The 18,481-nt window shown below is 37.0% G+C and carries 16 protein-coding genes; 7 read left to right on the forward strand and 9 right to left on the reverse strand.

Translation table 11 applies throughout. From position 1 onward, the window contains the following. Positions 1-116 precede the first annotated feature (116 nt). The 4 genes from C1631_RS04740 to C1631_RS04755 are packed head-to-tail and all read left to right on the forward strand — an operon-like array spanning position 117 to position 5,920. A complete protein-coding gene (locus C1631_RS04740; protein ID WP_109710802.1) occupies positions 117-2,435 on the forward strand; it encodes a TonB-dependent siderophore receptor in 2,319 nt (772 codons plus the stop codon). A 3-nt stretch (positions 2,436-2,438) separates the two neighbouring features. Then, positions 2,439-3,884 carry an ABC transporter permease gene (locus C1631_RS04745; protein WP_109710804.1) on the forward strand — a complete coding sequence of 482 codons (1,446 nt, stop codon included), beginning with the start codon at positions 2,439-2,441 and terminating at the stop codon, positions 3,882-3,884. Continuing rightward, positions 3,885-5,231, forward strand: coding sequence for a DUF3526 domain-containing protein (locus tag C1631_RS04750; RefSeq protein ID WP_109710806.1), 1,347 nt, complete (start codon positions 3,885-3,887; stop codon positions 5,229-5,231). Next, the gene (locus C1631_RS04755; RefSeq protein ID WP_103248656.1) at positions 5,225-5,920 is read left to right on the forward strand and encodes an ABC transporter ATP-binding protein; all 696 of its coding nucleotides are present in this window, start codon (positions 5,225-5,227) and stop codon (positions 5,918-5,920) included. Before C1631_RS04750 ends, C1631_RS04755 begins: the two co-directional genes overlap by 7 nt. A 127-nt stretch (positions 5,921-6,047) precedes the next feature. Here C1631_RS04755 and C1631_RS04760 read toward each other — a convergent pair whose 3' ends face one another. The 3 genes from C1631_RS04760 to C1631_RS04770 are packed head-to-tail and all read right to left on the reverse strand — an operon-like array spanning position 6,048 to position 9,118. After that, positions 6,048-6,728, reverse strand: coding sequence for a MarR family winged helix-turn-helix transcriptional regulator (locus tag C1631_RS04760; protein WP_103248657.1), 681 nt, complete (start codon positions 6,726-6,728; stop codon positions 6,048-6,050). A gap of 49 nt (positions 6,729-6,777) precedes the next feature. Next, positions 6,778-7,806 carry a ferrochelatase gene (gene hemH, locus C1631_RS04765; protein ID WP_109710808.1) on the reverse strand — a complete coding sequence of 343 codons (1,029 nt, stop codon included), beginning with the start codon at positions 7,804-7,806 and terminating at the stop codon, positions 6,778-6,780. A 28-nt stretch (positions 7,807-7,834) separates the two neighbouring features. Beyond that, positions 7,835-9,118, reverse strand: a complete 1,284-nt coding sequence (locus C1631_RS04770; RefSeq protein ID WP_109710810.1) for a cryptochrome/photolyase family protein — start codon at positions 9,116-9,118, stop codon at positions 7,835-7,837. A 168-nt stretch (positions 9,119-9,286) separates the two neighbouring features. Here C1631_RS04770 and C1631_RS04775 point away from each other — a divergent pair, with 168 nt between their 5' ends. Beyond that, entirely contained in the window at positions 9,287-9,586 is a 300-nt protein-coding gene (locus C1631_RS04775; RefSeq protein WP_109710813.1) for a hypothetical protein, read from the forward strand. 81 nt (positions 9,587-9,667) lie between these two features. On the opposite strand, the gene C1631_RS04780 is transcribed toward C1631_RS04775, so the two are convergent. From C1631_RS04780 to C1631_RS04805, 6 genes are read right to left on the reverse strand one after another with little or no spacing between them, the layout of a single operon-like run. Then, a complete protein-coding gene (locus C1631_RS04780) occupies positions 9,668-10,039 on the reverse strand; it encodes a response regulator (protein WP_109710815.1) in 372 nt (123 codons plus the stop codon). 29 nt (positions 10,040-10,068) lie between these two features. Continuing rightward, the gene (locus tag C1631_RS04785; protein WP_103248999.1) at positions 10,069-10,638 is read right to left on the reverse strand and encodes a chemotaxis protein CheB; all 570 of its coding nucleotides are present in this window, start codon (positions 10,636-10,638) and stop codon (positions 10,069-10,071) included. Between the two features lie 11 nt (positions 10,639-10,649). Beyond that, complete coding sequence (locus C1631_RS04790) at positions 10,650-11,480, reverse strand: CheR family methyltransferase (protein WP_103248998.1); 831 nt, start codon at positions 11,478-11,480, stop codon at positions 10,650-10,652. Beyond that, positions 11,481-11,846 carry a response regulator gene (locus C1631_RS04795; RefSeq protein WP_185144645.1) on the reverse strand — a complete coding sequence of 122 codons (366 nt, stop codon included), beginning with the start codon at positions 11,844-11,846 and terminating at the stop codon, positions 11,481-11,483. Between the two features lie 15 nt (positions 11,847-11,861). Then, positions 11,862-15,470, reverse strand: a complete 3,609-nt coding sequence (locus C1631_RS04800; protein WP_109710817.1) for a response regulator — start codon at positions 15,468-15,470, stop codon at positions 11,862-11,864. 5 nt (positions 15,471-15,475) lie between these two features. Then, positions 15,476-16,951, reverse strand: coding sequence for a hybrid sensor histidine kinase/response regulator (locus C1631_RS04805; RefSeq protein ID WP_109710819.1), 1,476 nt, complete (start codon positions 16,949-16,951; stop codon positions 15,476-15,478). Between the two features lie 200 nt (positions 16,952-17,151). On the opposite strand from C1631_RS04805, the gene C1631_RS04810 reads away from it, so the two are divergent. Together C1631_RS04810 and C1631_RS04815 are read left to right on the forward strand one after the other, a co-directional pair. Next, on the forward strand, positions 17,152-17,769 hold the full coding sequence (locus tag C1631_RS04810; protein WP_228441021.1) for a Crp/Fnr family transcriptional regulator: 618 nt from the start codon (positions 17,152-17,154) through the stop codon (positions 17,767-17,769). A 109-nt stretch (positions 17,770-17,878) separates the two neighbouring features. Next, the gene (locus tag C1631_RS04815) at positions 17,879-18,445 is read left to right on the forward strand and encodes a YciE/YciF ferroxidase family protein (protein WP_103249196.1); all 567 of its coding nucleotides are present in this window, start codon (positions 17,879-17,881) and stop codon (positions 18,443-18,445) included. Positions 18,446-18,481: the final 36 nt, after the last annotated feature.

Consider the following 18,481-nt stretch of genomic DNA (forward strand, 5'->3'; position numbering starts at 1 on the left):
TCTATGGATACAGATTCATTATTCTGTATCACTATTCTGTGGGTATGTATGGTTGTATCAACAGCCTATATCCTTATTATTAATGGGGCGTATTCAATGCCCGTTTAAGCCTATTCATGATTACCAATAATTTTTATTATCAGGGAATAATTCATTTTATTTCCCAAAATTCTGTAAGCTTTTTTAGTTTAAGTTTCATCGTAGCATCACCACTACTTCATGCGCAGTCCAAACCTCAGGATACTTTATCGAAAATGGTACAAACCGTCGAAATTACCGGAAGGAAGTCTAAAGATTATACTTCTGATTATTCATTTGCCGCCACTAAGGTTGCCATGAAAAATAAGGATCTTCCTTTAAGTCTTAATACCGTTACCAAGGAATTGATTACTGATCGTCAGGCTTTTCAGCTTGGAGATGTCATGAAAAATGTAAATGGTGTATCCCCCTCAAGTTACTATAATCAATACAACATCCGGGGAATCAGTCAAAATGAAGAAGGCCAGATTATCAATGGGATGCGGACAAGGCAGTATTATTTTTTACAGCCCATGACCTCCAATATTGAACGTGTGGAGGTTTTCAAAGGCCCGGCAAGCATTACCATGTCCAGTGTTGATCCCGGAGGAACAATTAATATGGTGACCAAAAAGCCGTTATCAACTTCCAGGCACGAAGTCAGTCTATCAGGAGGTAGTTTCGATACCTTCCGTGTCACAACAGATCTTACAGGACCTCTTAACAAGAGCAAAACTCTTCTCTATCGTTTTAATGGAGCTTATCAAAATGCTCAGTCTTTCAGGGATCATGTTAAGAACAGTGGTATTTTACTTTCTCCTTCCCTTACCTTTATTCCAAATGAAAAAACATCTGTCAATGTAGAGATGATTTTTAATGATCTGTATGGAAATCTGGATCGGGGTCAGCCTATCTTCGGAGCTATTGCCGGGAAGACAGATCTTAACAGTACTCCAAGAACATTGAATCTGGGTGCTCCGGATGACTTTTTTAAAACCAGAGACCTCATTATCATGGGAAGTCTGTCTCACCATTTTAACCGATCCATCAGTTTTAACGCTTCTTACATGAAACAGTACTGGCGGGAAAACCTGCAGGAACACAGAACAACCAATTCTTTTGTTCCGGATATGAATAATCAACCTATTTCAAACCTTGCCATGATGCAGTTTGTTCAAAGAAAGCAAAAATGGGCAGTAGACAATATCAATGCCTATTTTAATTTCAATTTTAAAACCGGCTCATTTCAGCATCAGGCATTAATAGGATATGACAGTCAGATATGGGAAAAACGTAAAGATGGTCAACAAAACGCAGCAAGAGGTTTTCTTCTAAAAAACGGTTCTGTCGTTTCTTCTTACAATCCTTCCAATGCGGCTGATTATCAAACCATCAATTACTACGGAATCCTTTTACCTAAACCTAATGTCAATCCGTTTGATCTGAGTCAGGGAGCAGAAAATCATCAGGGAAATGATTTTAATACAATGAATATTACAACCCAACTCCCTTCAGCCCTAACTACTACTCATGCTGCTTATATACAGCATCTCCTGACCTGGAAAAAATTTAAGCTCTTATCAGGTATACGTCAGGAATGGTTTGAGGACACCACTAACTTCAGAGATTCCAATGAGTCTTCTTTTCGCAACCATAAACTGCTCTACAGGTTGGGGATTACCTACAGTATTACAGATCACATTAATCTGTATGGAACCTACCTTACGGGATACCAGCCGCAATCCAATACAGTCACACTAATGCCTAATACGTCGGCTCTTACCGGTTCTCAGTCTGCAGCGAGATTTAAACCTTTAACTTCTAACCTTAAAGAACTGGGAATCAAGGCTCAGCTCTTTGGAAAAATATCACTGAATATTGCAGTGTATGAAATTAACCAGAGAAATATTCTGATTAATGCTAATAATCCGTCGGAGCCAGATGAGCTCATCCAACGGGGAGCCGACCGTAGTAGAGGGTTTGAGGCCGAGTTTACAGGGCATATTCTTCCTCAATGGCACATTTACGGGGGATACAGTTATATTGATGCTAAAATACTGGATGACACGACCCCTGACCTTGTAGGTAAAAGAAAAGAAAATACTTCTAAAAATTCAGTTAGTCTATGGACACGTTATAACTTTTCGGCAATCAATGCACTCAAAGATTTTGGAATGGGTGCAGGAATGCTGTATCAGAGCTCAAAAGTCCCCTGGTTTACAAGAAGTTTTGAGCTTCCCGCTTATACCACAATAGACGCAGCAATCTATTACAGCCCGCCAAAATCTAATATACAGTTGTCTCTGAATCTGAATAATATCACCAACAAAGTATACTGGATCGGTGCACAGAACTATCTTAGATTATTTCCGGGTACCCCAAGAAATTACTTACTAACTGCTACTTATAAATTTTAAATTATGGCTATTTCAAATGTAAACCTGATCGTGAAAAAAACCTGGCAGGATTTGTTTAAAAGGAGGCAAAATCTGCTTATTATGATCATTGTACTTCTATTCTGTATGCTTAGCGTTGGCATAGGGTATACAAAATATACGGATAATTTCTCAACAATAAAGCAATACCGGGAAGAGGTCCGGGAAAACTGGGAACACAGACCTGACAAGCATCCGCACCGCATGGCTCATTATGGTTATTTGGTTTTCCGTATCGGTCATCCACTGAGTATTTTTGATAACGGGCTGGATGATTATCTCGGAAACGTTATATTTCTGGAAGCTCATAAACAGAATACGGCTAATCTTTCAGAAGCGGGAGGCTCAGGCACTTTGGTCAGATTCGGATCTTTCAGCAGTGCTTTTATCCTTCAGAGTATTATTCCCCTTATTATTCTTTTTTCAGGATTTGGATTAATTGTACAGGAGCGTGAGCATGCAACATTAAAAATCATGAGTGTACAAGGAGCCTCGGGAAGAGAACTTATCTGGGGAAAAATTCTGGGGCTATGGTTCTTTTCTTTGTGTTTTTTAATTCCGGTAGTTCCCGTTGTATTCGTGGCAGCTTCCATGTCAGAAACCACAAGCCTGACTGATATTTCCCTAAGATTATCATTTTTACTCCCGGCTTACATGATTTATTATTTCTTCATCAGTACCTTGACGGTTGTAGTATCTGCAAACAGTAAAACGACTTCATCAGCATTGATCAGCCTTATTGGATTCTGGCTTCTTTTCATTATTATTTTGCCTAAAGGAATTCAATTTGCAGCGCAAAACCTATACCCTTCTCCATCCCGTATTGCCTTTGAAACCAATCTCGAAAAAGATATTTTAAAATCAGGAGACAGCCATAATCCGGATGATCCGCACTTTAAAAAAATTAAAGATTCTTTACTGTCTCGTTATAAAGTGAACTCTACCGACGAACTTCCCTTTAACTATGGAGGATTTGTAATGAAAGAGGGGGAAAAAATGAGTTCATCTATCTATATCCGACATCAGAAAAATCTGCAAAATATTTATCAGCAGCAGCAAAATCTGACAGACCTATCAGGGTTCATCAACCCGGCTCTTGCTATTAAAAATTTCTCGATGATATCAACAGGAACTGATTTTTTTTCATTTACACAATTTCAAAAACAGGCTGAAAAGTACCGATATCAAATGGCTCAGCATTTAAATAATTTGCAGATTGAGCATATCAGCAATATAAAACCTGAAAAAGGAGGACCTCCTGCGATCATCGATCATGATAACTGGAAGAAATTTCCGGATTTTAATTATCAGTATACTCCTTTATCTGATGGTATAAAAGAACAATCCATACCAGGCATTGCATTGCTTGTCTGGTTGGCTATATGCATCATTATGATCGAAATAAATGGAAGAAAATTAAAATTAATCTAAATGAATCATTATTTATATACCCAATTTTATCGCAATAAAGCATACATCGTTGCTTTGCTATTCTTGTTCATCGCAGGTCTTATGGCTATTTTCACAGGAAAAAAATTTCTGGAACGAAATGAAGATATTATTTCAAAAAGCGGAACATTTCAAAAGGAAAGCATTGAAAGAAATACCCGGTTTCATAAGGATGACCTCGGGCTTGTTTTGTACTATATTAAATTTAATTTAGTCAATGAAACACCCAGACTGGCTGCCTTAAATATTGGACTGCGAGATTTAAACCCTTCTATTCAAGGAGTCACCATCCGTAATCTGGAAGAACAACGCTACAATTCAGACTTTTATAATCCCGCCAATGCTGCGGCAGGAAACTTCGATTTTAGTTTCGTTGTGGTTTTCCTTTTTCCATTGGTTATTGTTACGTTTTGTTATAATCTGATTTCTGAGGAAGAAGAAAGAGGAACCTGGAAGCTTCTTGCTGTGCAAAGTGGCAATTTAAAAAGACTGATGGATCATAAAATGATGATACGGCTCTTTGCAATAACCTTAGTATATGGAGTTTTACTGATCATTGCTTCCATTTGGATACAAATACCTTTAAACAAATACTATATTGCTTTTATCATCAGCGGATGGCTTTATATCCTATTTTGGTTTGCTCTGTGCAGGTGGATCATTTCCTTTAGAAAATCATCTGCACAGAATGCGTTAATACTGCTTATTGTATGGGTGAGCATTAATTTTATTATTCCAATGAGCAGTAATATTCTGATTCAGAAAATCTATCCTGTACATGAATCACTGAAAGCTGTCATGGAACAAAGAGACGGCTATCATAATAAATGGGATGAGGCGAAACGCCCTACTATGGAAAAGTTTTACAGAGTATATCCTCAATACAGAAATTTCGTCGTTGAAGAAAACGACAAGTTCACGTGGACCTGGTATTACGCCATGCAGCATATGGGTGATCTGGAATCTTCAGCCTCTTCAAAACAGTATACCGAAAAAATGCTAAAAAGAAACCAGGCGGCCAGCTATCTGGGATATCTCCTTCCGAATCTTCATACCCAGCTCATCGAAAGCCATCTGGCAAAAACTGATATGGAAAATCATTTACAATATGCCTCCTCGCTCACTACATTTCATGAAGAAAAACGTTTATTCTTCTACCCGCTTATTTTCTCAGGAAAGAACACTGAATCTGTAGACTGGCCAGGGCAAACTATAAAAGTATTCAGCGTTTCTGAAAACTTACAGCTGCTATCGCTTTTTCTTCCTTATCTGATTTTCATTTCCTTATTTATTATCCTTTCACAAAACAAATACAGAAGACTATGTTAAAAACAATCAACCTACATAAGAAATACAACGACTTTACAGCACTTCATTCTCTTAATCTGGAAGTAAAGAAAGGGGAAATATTTGCCCTTCTCGGACAAAACGGAGCGGGTAAAAGCACAACCATCAATATTATTCTGGGGCTTATTAAAGCTACTTCCGGTGATGCTTTCATTCATGATATCTCGGTAAATGACCATCCTCAAAAGATAAAACAACACCTTGCTTATATTCCTGAAACCGTACTTTTATATCCTCATCTTACCGGAATAGAAAATCTGGACTTCTTTTCTAAAATTGCCGGATTTAATTACCAAAAAGAAGAACTATCAGCATTATTACTGCGGACCGGTCTTCAGGAAACAGCCCATCATAAAGCATTGGGAGGATATTCTAAGGGAATGCGCCAAAAGGTTGGAATTGCTATTGCGCTTGCGAAAGATGCAAAAGTACTTTTATTGGATGAACCCACCAGTGGGCTGGATCCAATAGCTACAGCAGAGTTTACAGAAATTGTCCGACAGCTGGGCAAAGAAGACCGAACGGTGTTGATGGCAACGCATGATATCTTTAATGCAGCAAGTGTTGCAACTCATATTGGTATTATGAAACAGGGGGAACTGGTACAGCATGTCCCTTCAAAAGCATTTACTGCACAGGAATTACAGGAATTATATCTGAAAACAATTTGATGATGTATCTTCTCACAACCTGTTGTCTGGGAGATTAAGCATTCCATTCTAATAAAAATGCCAAACGGAAATAACTGTTTGGCATTTTTATTTGTTTATAAGTTCAGAAAAAAGACTTATCTATTGATTAGTTCTTTCCTATTGAATATTCTTCATAAACTGTTGTAATGAGATCTTCGGAATGAAGGTTTCTTGCGAAGATAGGATAATGAAAACGATCCAGTTTGTTAAGAATTCGGATAAGATCCATTTTCTCGTTGTAGGTAAGGTTTCCGGCTACAATTTTGGTTGCCTGTCGGATCTTCGCCATCTGTCGTTCCAATGCCTGCAACCCTTCCTGTGAAATATGAATGAGTTTACTTCGTTTATCAATATTAGAGTCAATCTGTTCTACCCAACCATGACGAAGCAAACGGGCAATGATTAACATTCCGACAGGTTTTTCTTGGATATTCTTTTTAATAAGCTCCATCTTGGTCATCTGCCCGAAAGCTTTAAGGTTGATCAGGTAAATAAAGTCTTCCTGAGTCGAAAACTCGGAATCTGAAATAGCAGACTTGGAATAGGTTTTTGCATATCGGTTGAGATGAACCAATAATGTATTGATGGCACTTTCCGGTGTTCTCCCATTTTCTTTTCCTTCCCAGTATGGTTCATCAGTGTTTTCGGCCTGTACAGGGTGTTCTTTATCAAACATCCATGCCTTAAAGCCTTTAAGGGTTGCGGGATAGGACTCAGGATAAGCCTGAACTTCTGTTTCAAACTCCTCAAGCAGCCCCATAAAATCCTTGATCAGTGTGTAATTCATTTTGATTAAATAGTTTACAAATATACCTTTTTAAAAGCTTATCGTTAATTTACACCAAATAGAACTGATTGAGTTTTTCTTCACAAAGAGTTCTGATGACTTCAATCCAGCGATCCTCGTCATTTAAACACGACAGGTAAGTAAAACTTTCTCCTCCTGCTTGCAGAAATTGTTCTTTCCCTTCCACAGATATTTCTTCCAGGGTTTCAAGACAATCGGAGACGAAGGCAGGACATACTATAACCAGTTTTTTTATACCTTTTGCCGGAATGGTTTCCAGCGTATGATCTGTATAAGGCTCTATCCATTTATCTTTTCCCAGTCTCGATTGAAAGGAGACAATAACTTTATCTTTCGGTAATTCCAGTTTTTTGATTACCGTTTCAGTGGTATTGAAACATTGATGACGATAGCAGAACGGATGGCTGGGATTGGTTTCCCTGGAACAGCAATCATTCAGATTACAGGTTTTTGTAGGGTCTGTCTTATAAATATGTCTTTCCGGGACTCCATGATAGGAAAACAATAAAGCATCAAAGTTCTCGGGAAGTTTCTCCCTGATGCTTTCTGCCAGACAATCAGTATAAAGTTCCCTATGATAAAAAGGCTGAATATAATTGATTTTTATATCAGGAAATTTTTTCTTTCTTATTTCTTCCGCTTTTTCAATAACCGTTTCTGTAGTACTCATCGCGTATTGCGGATAGAGCGGAAACAAAACGATCTCAGAAACTCCCTTTTCAATCAGATTTCTGATACCTGTTTCAATACTTGGTTCGGCATATCTCATTCCGATTTCTACCGGTACATTTACTCTCTTTTGAAGCTTTTGCTGAACTTTTTTGGTAATCACAATCAAGGGCGAGCCCTCCTCTGTCCAAACTGTTTTATAAGCTTCAGCTGATTTTGCGGGTCTGGTTTTCAAAATAATTCCCTGAACCAGAAGTGCCCTGAAAATCCACCGATAATCAATCACTTTTTCATCCATCAGAAATTCATCAAGATATTCTTTCACATCTTCGACTGCGGTTGATCTTGGAGAACCAAGATTAATCAATAAAATTCCTTTTTTAGCCAATGTTTTTTATTTTTAATAGTCCATATATTTATTCTGCCAATGCTTCTTTATACGTTTGCAATGCCCGTTCCCTGGCTGTTGCATGATCTATAATGGGCTCTTCTTTATAATGCTCAGGAAGCCATTTCTTAATATATTCTGCATCTTTATCAAATTTTTTCGCTTGTTCATAGGGGTTGAAAATTCTGAAATAGGGTGCCGCATCACAACCACATCCTGCAGCCCATTGCCAGTTACCATTATTGGCAGCGAGATCATAATCCAACAATTTCGCGGCAAAATAAGCTTCTCCCCACCTCCAATCGATGAGCAGATGTTTGGTAAGGAAACTTGCGGTGATCATTCTTACCCTGTTATGCATAAACCCTGTTTCATTGAGTTGTCTTATCCCTGCATCCACTATCGGATATCCTGTTTTTCCTTCACACCAGGCTTTAAATTCTTTTTCGTTATTTCTCCAGACAATATTTTCATATTTCTTTTTAAAACATTGGTGAACAACTTTTGGAAAGTGAAACAGAATCTGCATAAAAAATTCTCTCCAGATCAGTTCATTAAGCCATATTTCATTATGCTCAACTGCATATTGTACACAACTCCTGATTGAAATAGTTCCAAAACGAAGGGCAATTCCAAGATGTGTGGTATGGTCCATCGCAGGAAAATCTCGGTATTTTCCGTAGGAATCTATTATTGTTTTTTCCAGCGTAGGCTTTGTAAACACAATATCTGTTTTTTCAAATCCTATTGCTTGTAATGAAATGATTTCTGAAGATCCCTCAGATTTTGCAAAATGTTTCCACTCGACACTAACGGGTTCAATCTTTTTCAAGCGCTCTTTCCATTTTTTTGAGTAGGGAGTAAAAATGGTGTATGGAGAACCGTCACTTTTTACAATATCATTTTTTTCAAATATCACCTGATCCTTGAAATCTTTAAATTGGATATGATGTTGAGAAAGCAGATCTGATATTTGTTGATCACGTTGAATAGCATTAGGTTCATAATCTCTATTACAAAATACGGTATCCACTGTAAAATCACCGGCAATTTTTTCAAAAACCTCTGTAGGTGTTCCATGATACACATAAAGCCGACTATCATGCTCTTTCAATTCTTCATGAATGCTTTGTAATGCCTGATGAATATAATCTACCCTTCTGTCATTTTTGTCCTGAAGCTGATCCAATATCCCCGAATCGAAAATAAAAACAGGGATCACCTGCAATCCTGAATGAAGAGCGTGGTAAAGTCCAATATTATCTTCTATCCTCAGATCTCTTCTAAACCAAAAAATATTTACTTTATCCATGACTTATTATTTAAAAATGTAATCATTATCTATCCGTATTTAAAAGCAACAACAAAAACATATATTACAAATATACCATTAAAAATAAATAAAAAGAATATTAATAAACTAATTATTTTTATACGGTATAAAATTTGTTGAAAAATAAACACGACTAATAATAATGGTATGGATCATATAGAAACCGATCTGGTACACCCGGTGAGAGACAAAAATATTATTGACGAATACTTCAATTTAACCGTCAAAAAAGAATTGAATATAGATATTAATCTCAGTGATGAATATGTTATTGCCCAAAATATTGTCTCTAAAAGATTAATTCTGGTCAAAACATTTTCGGAGATCATCATTATGAATCCTGAACTGTATTTTTTACTACAGTCCTTAATTCAAAAAATAAATACCGGAGTTCTAAGTAAGAGCCAGGTAATTAAAACGTTAGAAATCCTCAGAGAGGGTAAATAAAATAATTCACAAAAAAATCTCCCAATAGTTTTGAGAGATTTTTTATTATTTTTACCTGTACAGATAAATATCCTGATATTTTTATACTTGTTCTTTCATGTGTTTGGCCACTATTTCCTCCAGATCATCAAGATTAAATGGTTTTGAAACATAATCATCCGCCTGAGCTTCAGCAGCCAAAGCAACAATGTCATTATTAGCCGTTACATAAATCACCGGAATATGTTTGAATTCTTCTGTACTCTTAAGAAGTTTCGTGGCTTCCACCCCTCCTATTTTTGGAATCCAGTTATCCATGAGAATAACATCTGGCTGGTAGTCTGCTACTTTCTCCAGGATATCATGTGAGGTTTCCGAGATTTTAACATCATAGCCATTCTCCTCAAATATGATAGTAACTACTTCTAAAATAGCAGTATCATCGTCAAAAATTAAAATTTTCTTTTTACTCATTTTATTTAGATTATCTTTTTTCAGTTGTTTTATAATTGATTGATATAATCTGCTAAGTTAGCAGGTCTTATAATTAAATCATAGTCAATTTCTTCTATAGCATGTCTCGGCATATAATCCACTTCTGCAGTTTCCGGATCCTGAATCCACACTTTTCCGTTATTCTTTTTAATATAACTTAAGCCTTCTACCCCATCAGCATTGGCTCCTGACAAAAGAATTCCGATTATATTCTCTCCATAAACTTCTGCCGCTGACCTGAAGCTAACATCGATAGACGGCCGGGAATAATTCATTTTCTCGGAGCTATCCAGTGACATATTTTCTCTGTTCTCAAACAGCAAATGATAATCTGCCGGAACAATATATATGGCGTTATGCTGAACGTCAGTTTTATCCTCAATTTCTATAACCGGTATTTTAGTAAACTGCTGCAATAAAGTCTGCAGAATATTACCGGACTGGGCCTTACGGTGAAGAACCAGTACCATTGGAAAACTCAAAGTATTATTCAGTTTTTTAATCATCTCAATAATGACCTGTAAGCTCCCTGCTGAACCTCCTATAATCACCAATTCTATGTTTGTCTGTGGATTCATGGTTGAAAGTATTAATGGTGATCCAGTTTTTTCCAGATCTTCTGTTCTTCAACCTGTTGATAATTTTTATCAATGGTAGAAAACTTCAATGTTTCTTTGGCGCCCAAAGCCAGAAACCCCAGATGTTCAAGGCTGTTATCAAAAAGTTTAAAAACTCTTTCCTGCAATTCTCTGTCAAAATAAATCAGAACATTCCGGCAGACAATAAGCTGAAAGCTATTAAAAGAACTGTCTGACACGAGATTATGGGTCGATAAAATAAGTTTTTCCTGCAAGCTTTTATCAAATTTCACATTATTATAATTGGCCGTGTAATAATCGGAAAAATCCTTTATTCCACCTGAAAGTATATAGTTTTCAGAATATAGCTTCATCTGCTGCATAGGAAAGACGCCTGCTCTTGCAGTTTCGAGGACAGAAGGATTCAAATCAGTACCATAGATCAGTGATTTATGATAAAGACCCGCCTCTTTGAGCAGAATAGCCATAGAATAGGCCTCCTCTCCCGTTGAGCATCCTGCAATCCAGATTCTGATTAACGGATAGGTTCCGAGCTGTGGCAAAATTTTCTCCCGCAATGCCTTGAAGAATGAGGGATCGCGAAACATTTCCGTAACGTTTACGGTAACTTCTTCCACAAAACGCTTTAAATATTCGGGATCATTCAGGATGGTATACCGAAGTTCAGCAAAACTGGTAAACCTGTCCAGGAGACAAATTCTGTTTACCCTACGTTTAAATGAAGCCCTGCTATAACCGGAAAAGTCGTAGCCGTACATCTCATAGACATCATCGATTAGATTTTCTACTTCTTCATCTTTTACAATACTCGGTTCCAGCATTTATGTCAGTTTTTCTATAGCTTTTATTAAAATGTCTACATCGATGGGTTTTGACACATAATCATTGGCTCCCACATCGATACATTTCTGACGGTCTTCAGGCATGGCCTGTGCAGTAACAGCAACAATAGGTATATCCTTAATTTCAGGTGTATTTCTTATGATCCGACATGCTTCATAGCCATCTATCCCGGGCATCATCATGTCCATCAGAACAACAGAAAACTGTGGATCTGAATTCAGGATCTCAAAAGCTTCCTGAGCCATGGTACAGCTTTCAATAGCGTATCCGCGGGCCTTTAAGGTCAGTTTTAATGCAAATATATTACGTGGATCATCATCCACGATTAAAATTTTCTTTTTCATCAGAATTCTATCTGTTTAACTTTCATATAACCACACCCGAAGGAGAGATAATAACTGATCAATATCTACGGGTTTTGAGATATAATCCGAAGCTCCTGCTGTGATACATTTTTCACGTTCTCCAATCATTGACTTTGCAGTGATAGCTATAATAGGTAACCTTTTATAGGCAGGCATTTTTCTGATCTCCTTAATGGTATCATAGCCATCCATTTCCGGCATCATCATATCCATTAGAATAACATCAACATCAGGATTTTGCTGAATTTGCTTAAGGGCATCTTTCCCATCCATAGCTACAATCACCTCAACTTTATATTTTTCCAGTGCTTTGGTTAAAGAAAAAATATTGCGGACATCATCATCGGTAATCAGTACTTTTTTCCCACTCAGAACCTCTGTTAAAGACCCCAATACCCTACCTGAATTATTCTCAGGGGAATTATTTTTTTCTTCCACCAAATGTAAGAATAAACCCACTTCATCTAAAATTCTCTGATAAGAATGTGCTGTTTTTACGACAATAGAATCAGCATACTGTTTGATCTTCAGCTCCTCTTCTCTGGATAAGTTTTGTTCTGTAAAAATAATAATCGGAAGATTTTCCAGCCCTTCATACCTCTTTATGGATTCAATAACCTGATATTCATTTCCTTTTGAGTTTCCAATATCCAGAATAACACAGTCGACAAGATCGGAAGTTAAGGCTTCCACACTATCTTCCACATTATGCACTACGCATAGAGAAATGTTAAAATTACTCAGGAAGTAGGATAATGCACTGGCATGCTTGGCATTTTCTTCAACGATTAAAACCTTCTCAGGTCCCTTTTTCAATGCCTCTTCAATTTTTCTGAATACGTCTGTCATTTTATCGAGGGCTACCGGCTTATTGATAAAGTCGACAGCACCTTTCATAAGACTTTCTTTTTTAAGATGAAGTACTGACATCATATGCACAGGAATATGCTTGGTTCCTGCGTATGATTTCAACTCATCCATGACTTCCCATCCATCTTTTACAGGTAACTGAACATCAAGCAGAATAGCATGTGGACGATACTTCTTCGCTGCAGACAGCCCGTGATCTCCTCGTACCACCACAACTCCTTTATAATTTTGCAGATGAGCAAACTTTAAGAGTGCTTTTGCAAAATTAATATCATCTTCTATGATCAGAATAACTTTATCACCTTCTTTAATCTGGTCTCTGTCATCAGCTACATTTTCAGGAATTTCCAGAGTATTTAACAGGATAGATTCCGGTTCTCCCTCTTCAAGAATATTTTGAATTTCTTCTACATCTTCCCGGATGATTTCTACCAAATCCTGATCTGTTTCGTTATGAACAATCTCGGTAACTGCATGCACAGGAATGATAAAACTGAACTCACTTCCTTTATTAAGTTCGCTTTTCAAAACAAGCTCACCTCCGAGAAGTCTTGCAATTTCCCTACTGATGGAAAGCCCTAAACCAGTCCCTCCAAATTTTCTTTTTGTAGATCCGTCTGCCTGCTGGAATGCTTCAAAGATAATTCTTTGTTTATCTTCTGCAATTCCAACTCCGGTATCTTTTACGGAAAATATAATAAAATCATGTTTCTCAGCATGTTTGCTGACATGTAAGCCAATGCTTCCCTGTGTTGTAAACTTCAGAGCATTTGATAATAAGTTTCTCAATACCTGATCAATTCTCAAACGATCACTTTCAATGATTTTCTGAACGTTGGAATCAATCTGAATATTAAATTGAAGGGCTTTCTCCTGAAATACAGGGTTGAAAAGACTTTTTAAATCCTTCACAACTTCTTCAAGCACGACATCCTGATATTCCAGCGTCATTTTGCCGGATTCAATTTTTGCCAGATCGAGAATTTCATCAATAAGGGTTAATAAACTAGTTCCTGAGCTTTGAATCACTTTTGCAGACTCAATCTGATCTTCATTCAGATTTTCATCCGGATTCTCTGCCATCAATCTTGATAAAAGAAGAATTGAATTCAAAGGGGTACGCAGTTCATGGGACATATTGGCCAGAAATTCTGATTTGTACTTGGTACTCAAGGCAAGCTCTTCTACTTTCTTTTGAATTTCATTATTACGTTCAGCAATCAAATGATTTTTCTCTTCCAGCAGTCTGGAACGTTCCTCCAATTCAGCATTGGCCTGCATCAGCTCTTCCTGTTGTACTTTTAATTCTTCTTCTGAAGCCTGTAATTTCTGAGTTTGTGCTTCCAGTTCTGTATTCAGGTTTTCGAGCTCAGAGTGCTGAACTTGTAATTCTTCGGACTGGGCCTGGGTTTCCTCCAGCAATTGTTGTTCTTTCTCTCGTCCTTTAGCAGCATTTAAAGCAATTCCTATATTAACACAACATTCTTCAAAATAACTGATTCTGTCTTCGTCAAAATTGGATGTGGAACCTAGCTCCAGAACACCAATGGCATGACCATCTGCAAAAACAGGGATCAATAGTATTCCGTAGATCTTAATGGTACTGCTGGCAAAGGTTACCACAAAATCTTCTTCATGGAGATTATTATATACCTGTGTCTTAGCATTAATGAAAGCCTGTCCCACCATTCCTTCTCCCGGCTCAAATACCTTTTTCATATTCGCTTCCAGTCCAAATGCTTTATTAAGGATTAAGAGTCCTTCATCGTAAAGATACAGTGATCCGTTGATGCATTTCCCATATTCAATCAATTGACTTAAAGCTTTATCAGAAACCTCTTTTACCGATTTATTTCCGACAAGAGATTCATTCAGCAAGGCAAGACCTTTCTGGCGCCAGTCACTTTTATTTATTTTATCGAAAGAGGTTTTAAGAGATTCGGTCATGTGGTTTAATGATCCTACAAGATCTCCAAGATCATCTTCTGCATTATCAATGACTTTTTCACTGTAATCTCCGTTGGATACCCTATTGGCAATCTTTTGAATGGCACTTACGCGTCTTGTCATTTCCTGATCTTTCTCCCTCAACATTTTCTCAAGCTCATCTCTTCTGATCAGATCTGCTCGCATTTTAAAGTAAAAAAATGCAGTCACTACCACTGCAGCCAACGCAGAAAAAATAATAAAAAGAACCGTTGTTTCTGAAGATCGCGTTAAATCCCTATTCTTGATTTCAACCTGGCTTTCTTCATATTGTACAAAATTACGAACCAGTTTCCGGCACTCATCCATATAGACTTTACCGGTAACAATCTGCTGCTGGGTCATCACAATACCTCTGCGTCTGTTTTCAACCAGATTTTTCAGATTGTCCATTACCTGATTCACAGCGATCTCCAAATCGGCAAGCCTTTCTTGTTGATTTTTATCCTTTACCCCCAATGATTCAGCAAGTACCAAAGCTTTTGAATATTCTCTCACCCCTCGTCTGTAAGGTTCAAGGAAGTCTTCCCGTCCGGTAAGCTGATATCCTCTGTTTCCTGTTTCAGCATCCAGTAAAGCAACAAGGACATCTTTAACAGCCGTTACAGAACGCCTGCTTTTAGAAAGACTCTCCCGATGACTCATCTGATTTTGAATACTCCAATAGGAAGCTACTGAACTCGCTAATAAAATCAAAAGCGAAAGTCCTATTCCAATCTGGAGATTTCGTATAATTTTTTTTCGCATAAAAATCAATTTAGTGGTAAAGTGAAATAAAAGGTAGAACCTTCGTTGATGACGCTTGAAACACCTACACTTCCGTGATGCTGTTTGATAATTTCGGAACAGATAAACAACCCGATTCCCATTCCCTGAAATTGCAGTGATGATTCTTCTACGCGGTAGAATTTCTTAAATACGGCTCCCTGTTTAAAATCAGGAATACCGATTCCAAAATCTGTAACACTGACTCTTACTTCCTGAGCTTCTTCATCTACAAAAGTAGTGACAATAACCTGGTTATTATGGGGAGAATATTTAATTGCATTGGTCAAAAAGTTGATCAGCACCTGTTCTATCCTTATTTCATCCAGTGGAATTAATATATCCGGTTTAACCCCATGACGGTCAATTTTCACTTTATTTTCATCATGGGTCTGAAGAATAGTATCAATCGCATTGCTGATTACATGTTCCAGATTCACCGATTTTTTATTAATTTTTAATTTACCGTTTTCTATTTTGGAAACATCAAGCAAATCGGTGATCAGCGTATTCAGTTTTTCGATCTGATTTTGTGCTTTGGCTACAAATCCGGCCTCTGAACTGTCTTTATCTAATTTTAATTTTCTGTCTAAAAGCTGTATATATGCCTTAATACTGGTCAAAGGTGTTTTTAATTCATGACTTGCAATACTTAAAAACTCATCTTTTTCCTTTTCAGCCTTCTTCTGCCCGTCAATATCAGTGAAGGTTCCTACCCAGTTTTTAATACGGCCTTCGTCATACACAGGAGTAACGCGAAGCAAATGATAACGATAGTCTTCAGAACGTATATTCTTGATTCTTACTTCCAGTTCAAGAGCTTTACCTCTCTTCCTTGCTCTTTCAAACTCTTCCAGGATATTAAAATCATCCGGGTGGGTTTCCGGAAAGTTTTGTTCAGACTCAGAGTAGTCATACCATTTACCATTTACAAAATCTATCGTTCCTTCTGCACCCACTGTAAAAGCAATCTGCGGAAGAGACTCCAGCATCAGATGAAAATGATCCAACTGAATTTTCATCGTTACCTGTGATTCTCTTCTTCCTTTTACCTCGAGTTCCAGATTTTGCTGCGTCTTTTTCATCGCTATATTCTGCTCCTGAAGATTATAAAAAGTTTTCACCTTTAGCAAAAGGATCTCAGGATCTACAGGTTTTGTCACATAATCTTTTGCTCCTGAAGCATAACCTCGTGTTATGAATTTCTTATCTGTATTGACAGCGGATAAAAATATAATGGGAACTTCTTTAGTTTTACTATAATCTGCCAGTGTTTCAGCAACTTCAAATCCGTCCATATCAGGCATTTGAACATCCAAAATAATTAAGGCATAGTCGTTTTTCAGTGCTTTACCAAGAGCCTCTTCACCGGAACCAGCAGTATCCACAAGGAAATCCTTAGATTCAAGTAACTTTTGCAATGAATAAAGGTTACTTTGGTTGTCATCAACAATTAAAATCATAGAAATTAAAATCAATAATTAATTATAGTAAGTTTAGGTTCAAAAATACTCACAATATTTCAAAAAACAGTAATTTTTAAATTATTATGAGTAGACATTTGATACCATATTTTACAATAAAAATATGAATGGCATACGGATTGAAATCGTTTATTATATTTTTTAAAAAAGTAAATTTCTATCCTCAAAAAAATATGACTATGAAAAAAACAATAAGCTGCATGAATATCGACGAAAATACGCTTCGTTCATTTGGTGGGGAAAACGTCAGATATAAATCTAAAGAGTTTATTTTTAAAGAAGGTGAACACTCGCTTTATTATTTTCAGATTATCAGTGGAAAAGTAAAACTAAACACATTTCATGAAAGCGGAAAAGAATTCATTCAAAATATTCTGGGTAAAAACCAAAGTTTTGGAGACCCTCTTCTGTTCATAGACCGGCTGTACCCCACCAATGCAGTAAGTTTAGAGGCAACAGAACTCATCAGAATGCCCAAAAGCAATTTTTTAGAAATGCTGGAGAAAAACCCCGATATCTCTCTGGAGATGAATGCTTGCTTATCACAAAGATTGTATTACAACAGCCTGATGGTTCGTAATATGGCTTCTCAAGATCCTATCCATCGTTTACAGGGTTTGATGGAATATCTGAAAAGCTATTACGATGGAGATTGCCAACAATGCTTTCCTGTAGAACTCACCCGTCAGCAGATTGCTGACTTGACTGGATTAAGGGTTGAAACAGTAATCAGGACCGTAAAAAAAATGGTTAATAATCAAACGATAAAGCTTGACGGAAGAAAAATCCTCTATTAATTCCTTATTTTCTCAGGATGCAAAGATACCACATATTATAATTTTGATTCGATATGGCCTCATACTTGTAGAAATTATACCAATCAAATCACAATAAATATAGAATAATATGGAAACGAAAAAAGCACCCAGAAAAAGAAGTATACCAGCAAAATCAAAGCCGGCGGCTAAAATGTCGGCAAAAAAAGATGCTGCCAAAGACCTTAAAGACCTTTTTGAAGATTCATTAAAAGATATTTACTGGGCAGAAAAAGCATTGGTGAAGGCCTTACCTGTAATGATAAAGAATGCTACGGATAAAAAGCTTAAGACTGCTATTGAAAAGCATCTTACGGAAACGAAAACCCATGTAGAAAGGTTGGAAGATTGTTTTAAAGTAATAGGTAAAAAAGCACAGGGAAAAAAATGCGATGCGATGCAGGGTTTATTGGATGAGGGAAAAAATATCATTAAAGAAACAAAACCCGGAGCAGTACGAGATGCCGGCATTATTGCCGCCGCACAAAAAGTAGAGCATTATGAGATTGCAACCTATGGAACTTTAGCCGCGTTCGCTAAAATACTTAAGAAAAAAAAGTGTCTTAAAAATTTCACTGACACTCTGAGTGAAGAGAAAAAATGTGATGAACTTCTTACAAAAGTAGCCGATACGACACTGAATAGTAAAGCAATTTAAAAAAATAAAAAAAGAGGCTTCATGCCTCTTTTTTTT

It is taken from the genome of Chryseobacterium phosphatilyticum, from assembly GCF_002899825.2.
In the GTDB taxonomy this organism is placed as follows: domain Bacteria; phylum Bacteroidota; class Bacteroidia; order Flavobacteriales; family Weeksellaceae; genus Chryseobacterium; species Chryseobacterium phosphatilyticum.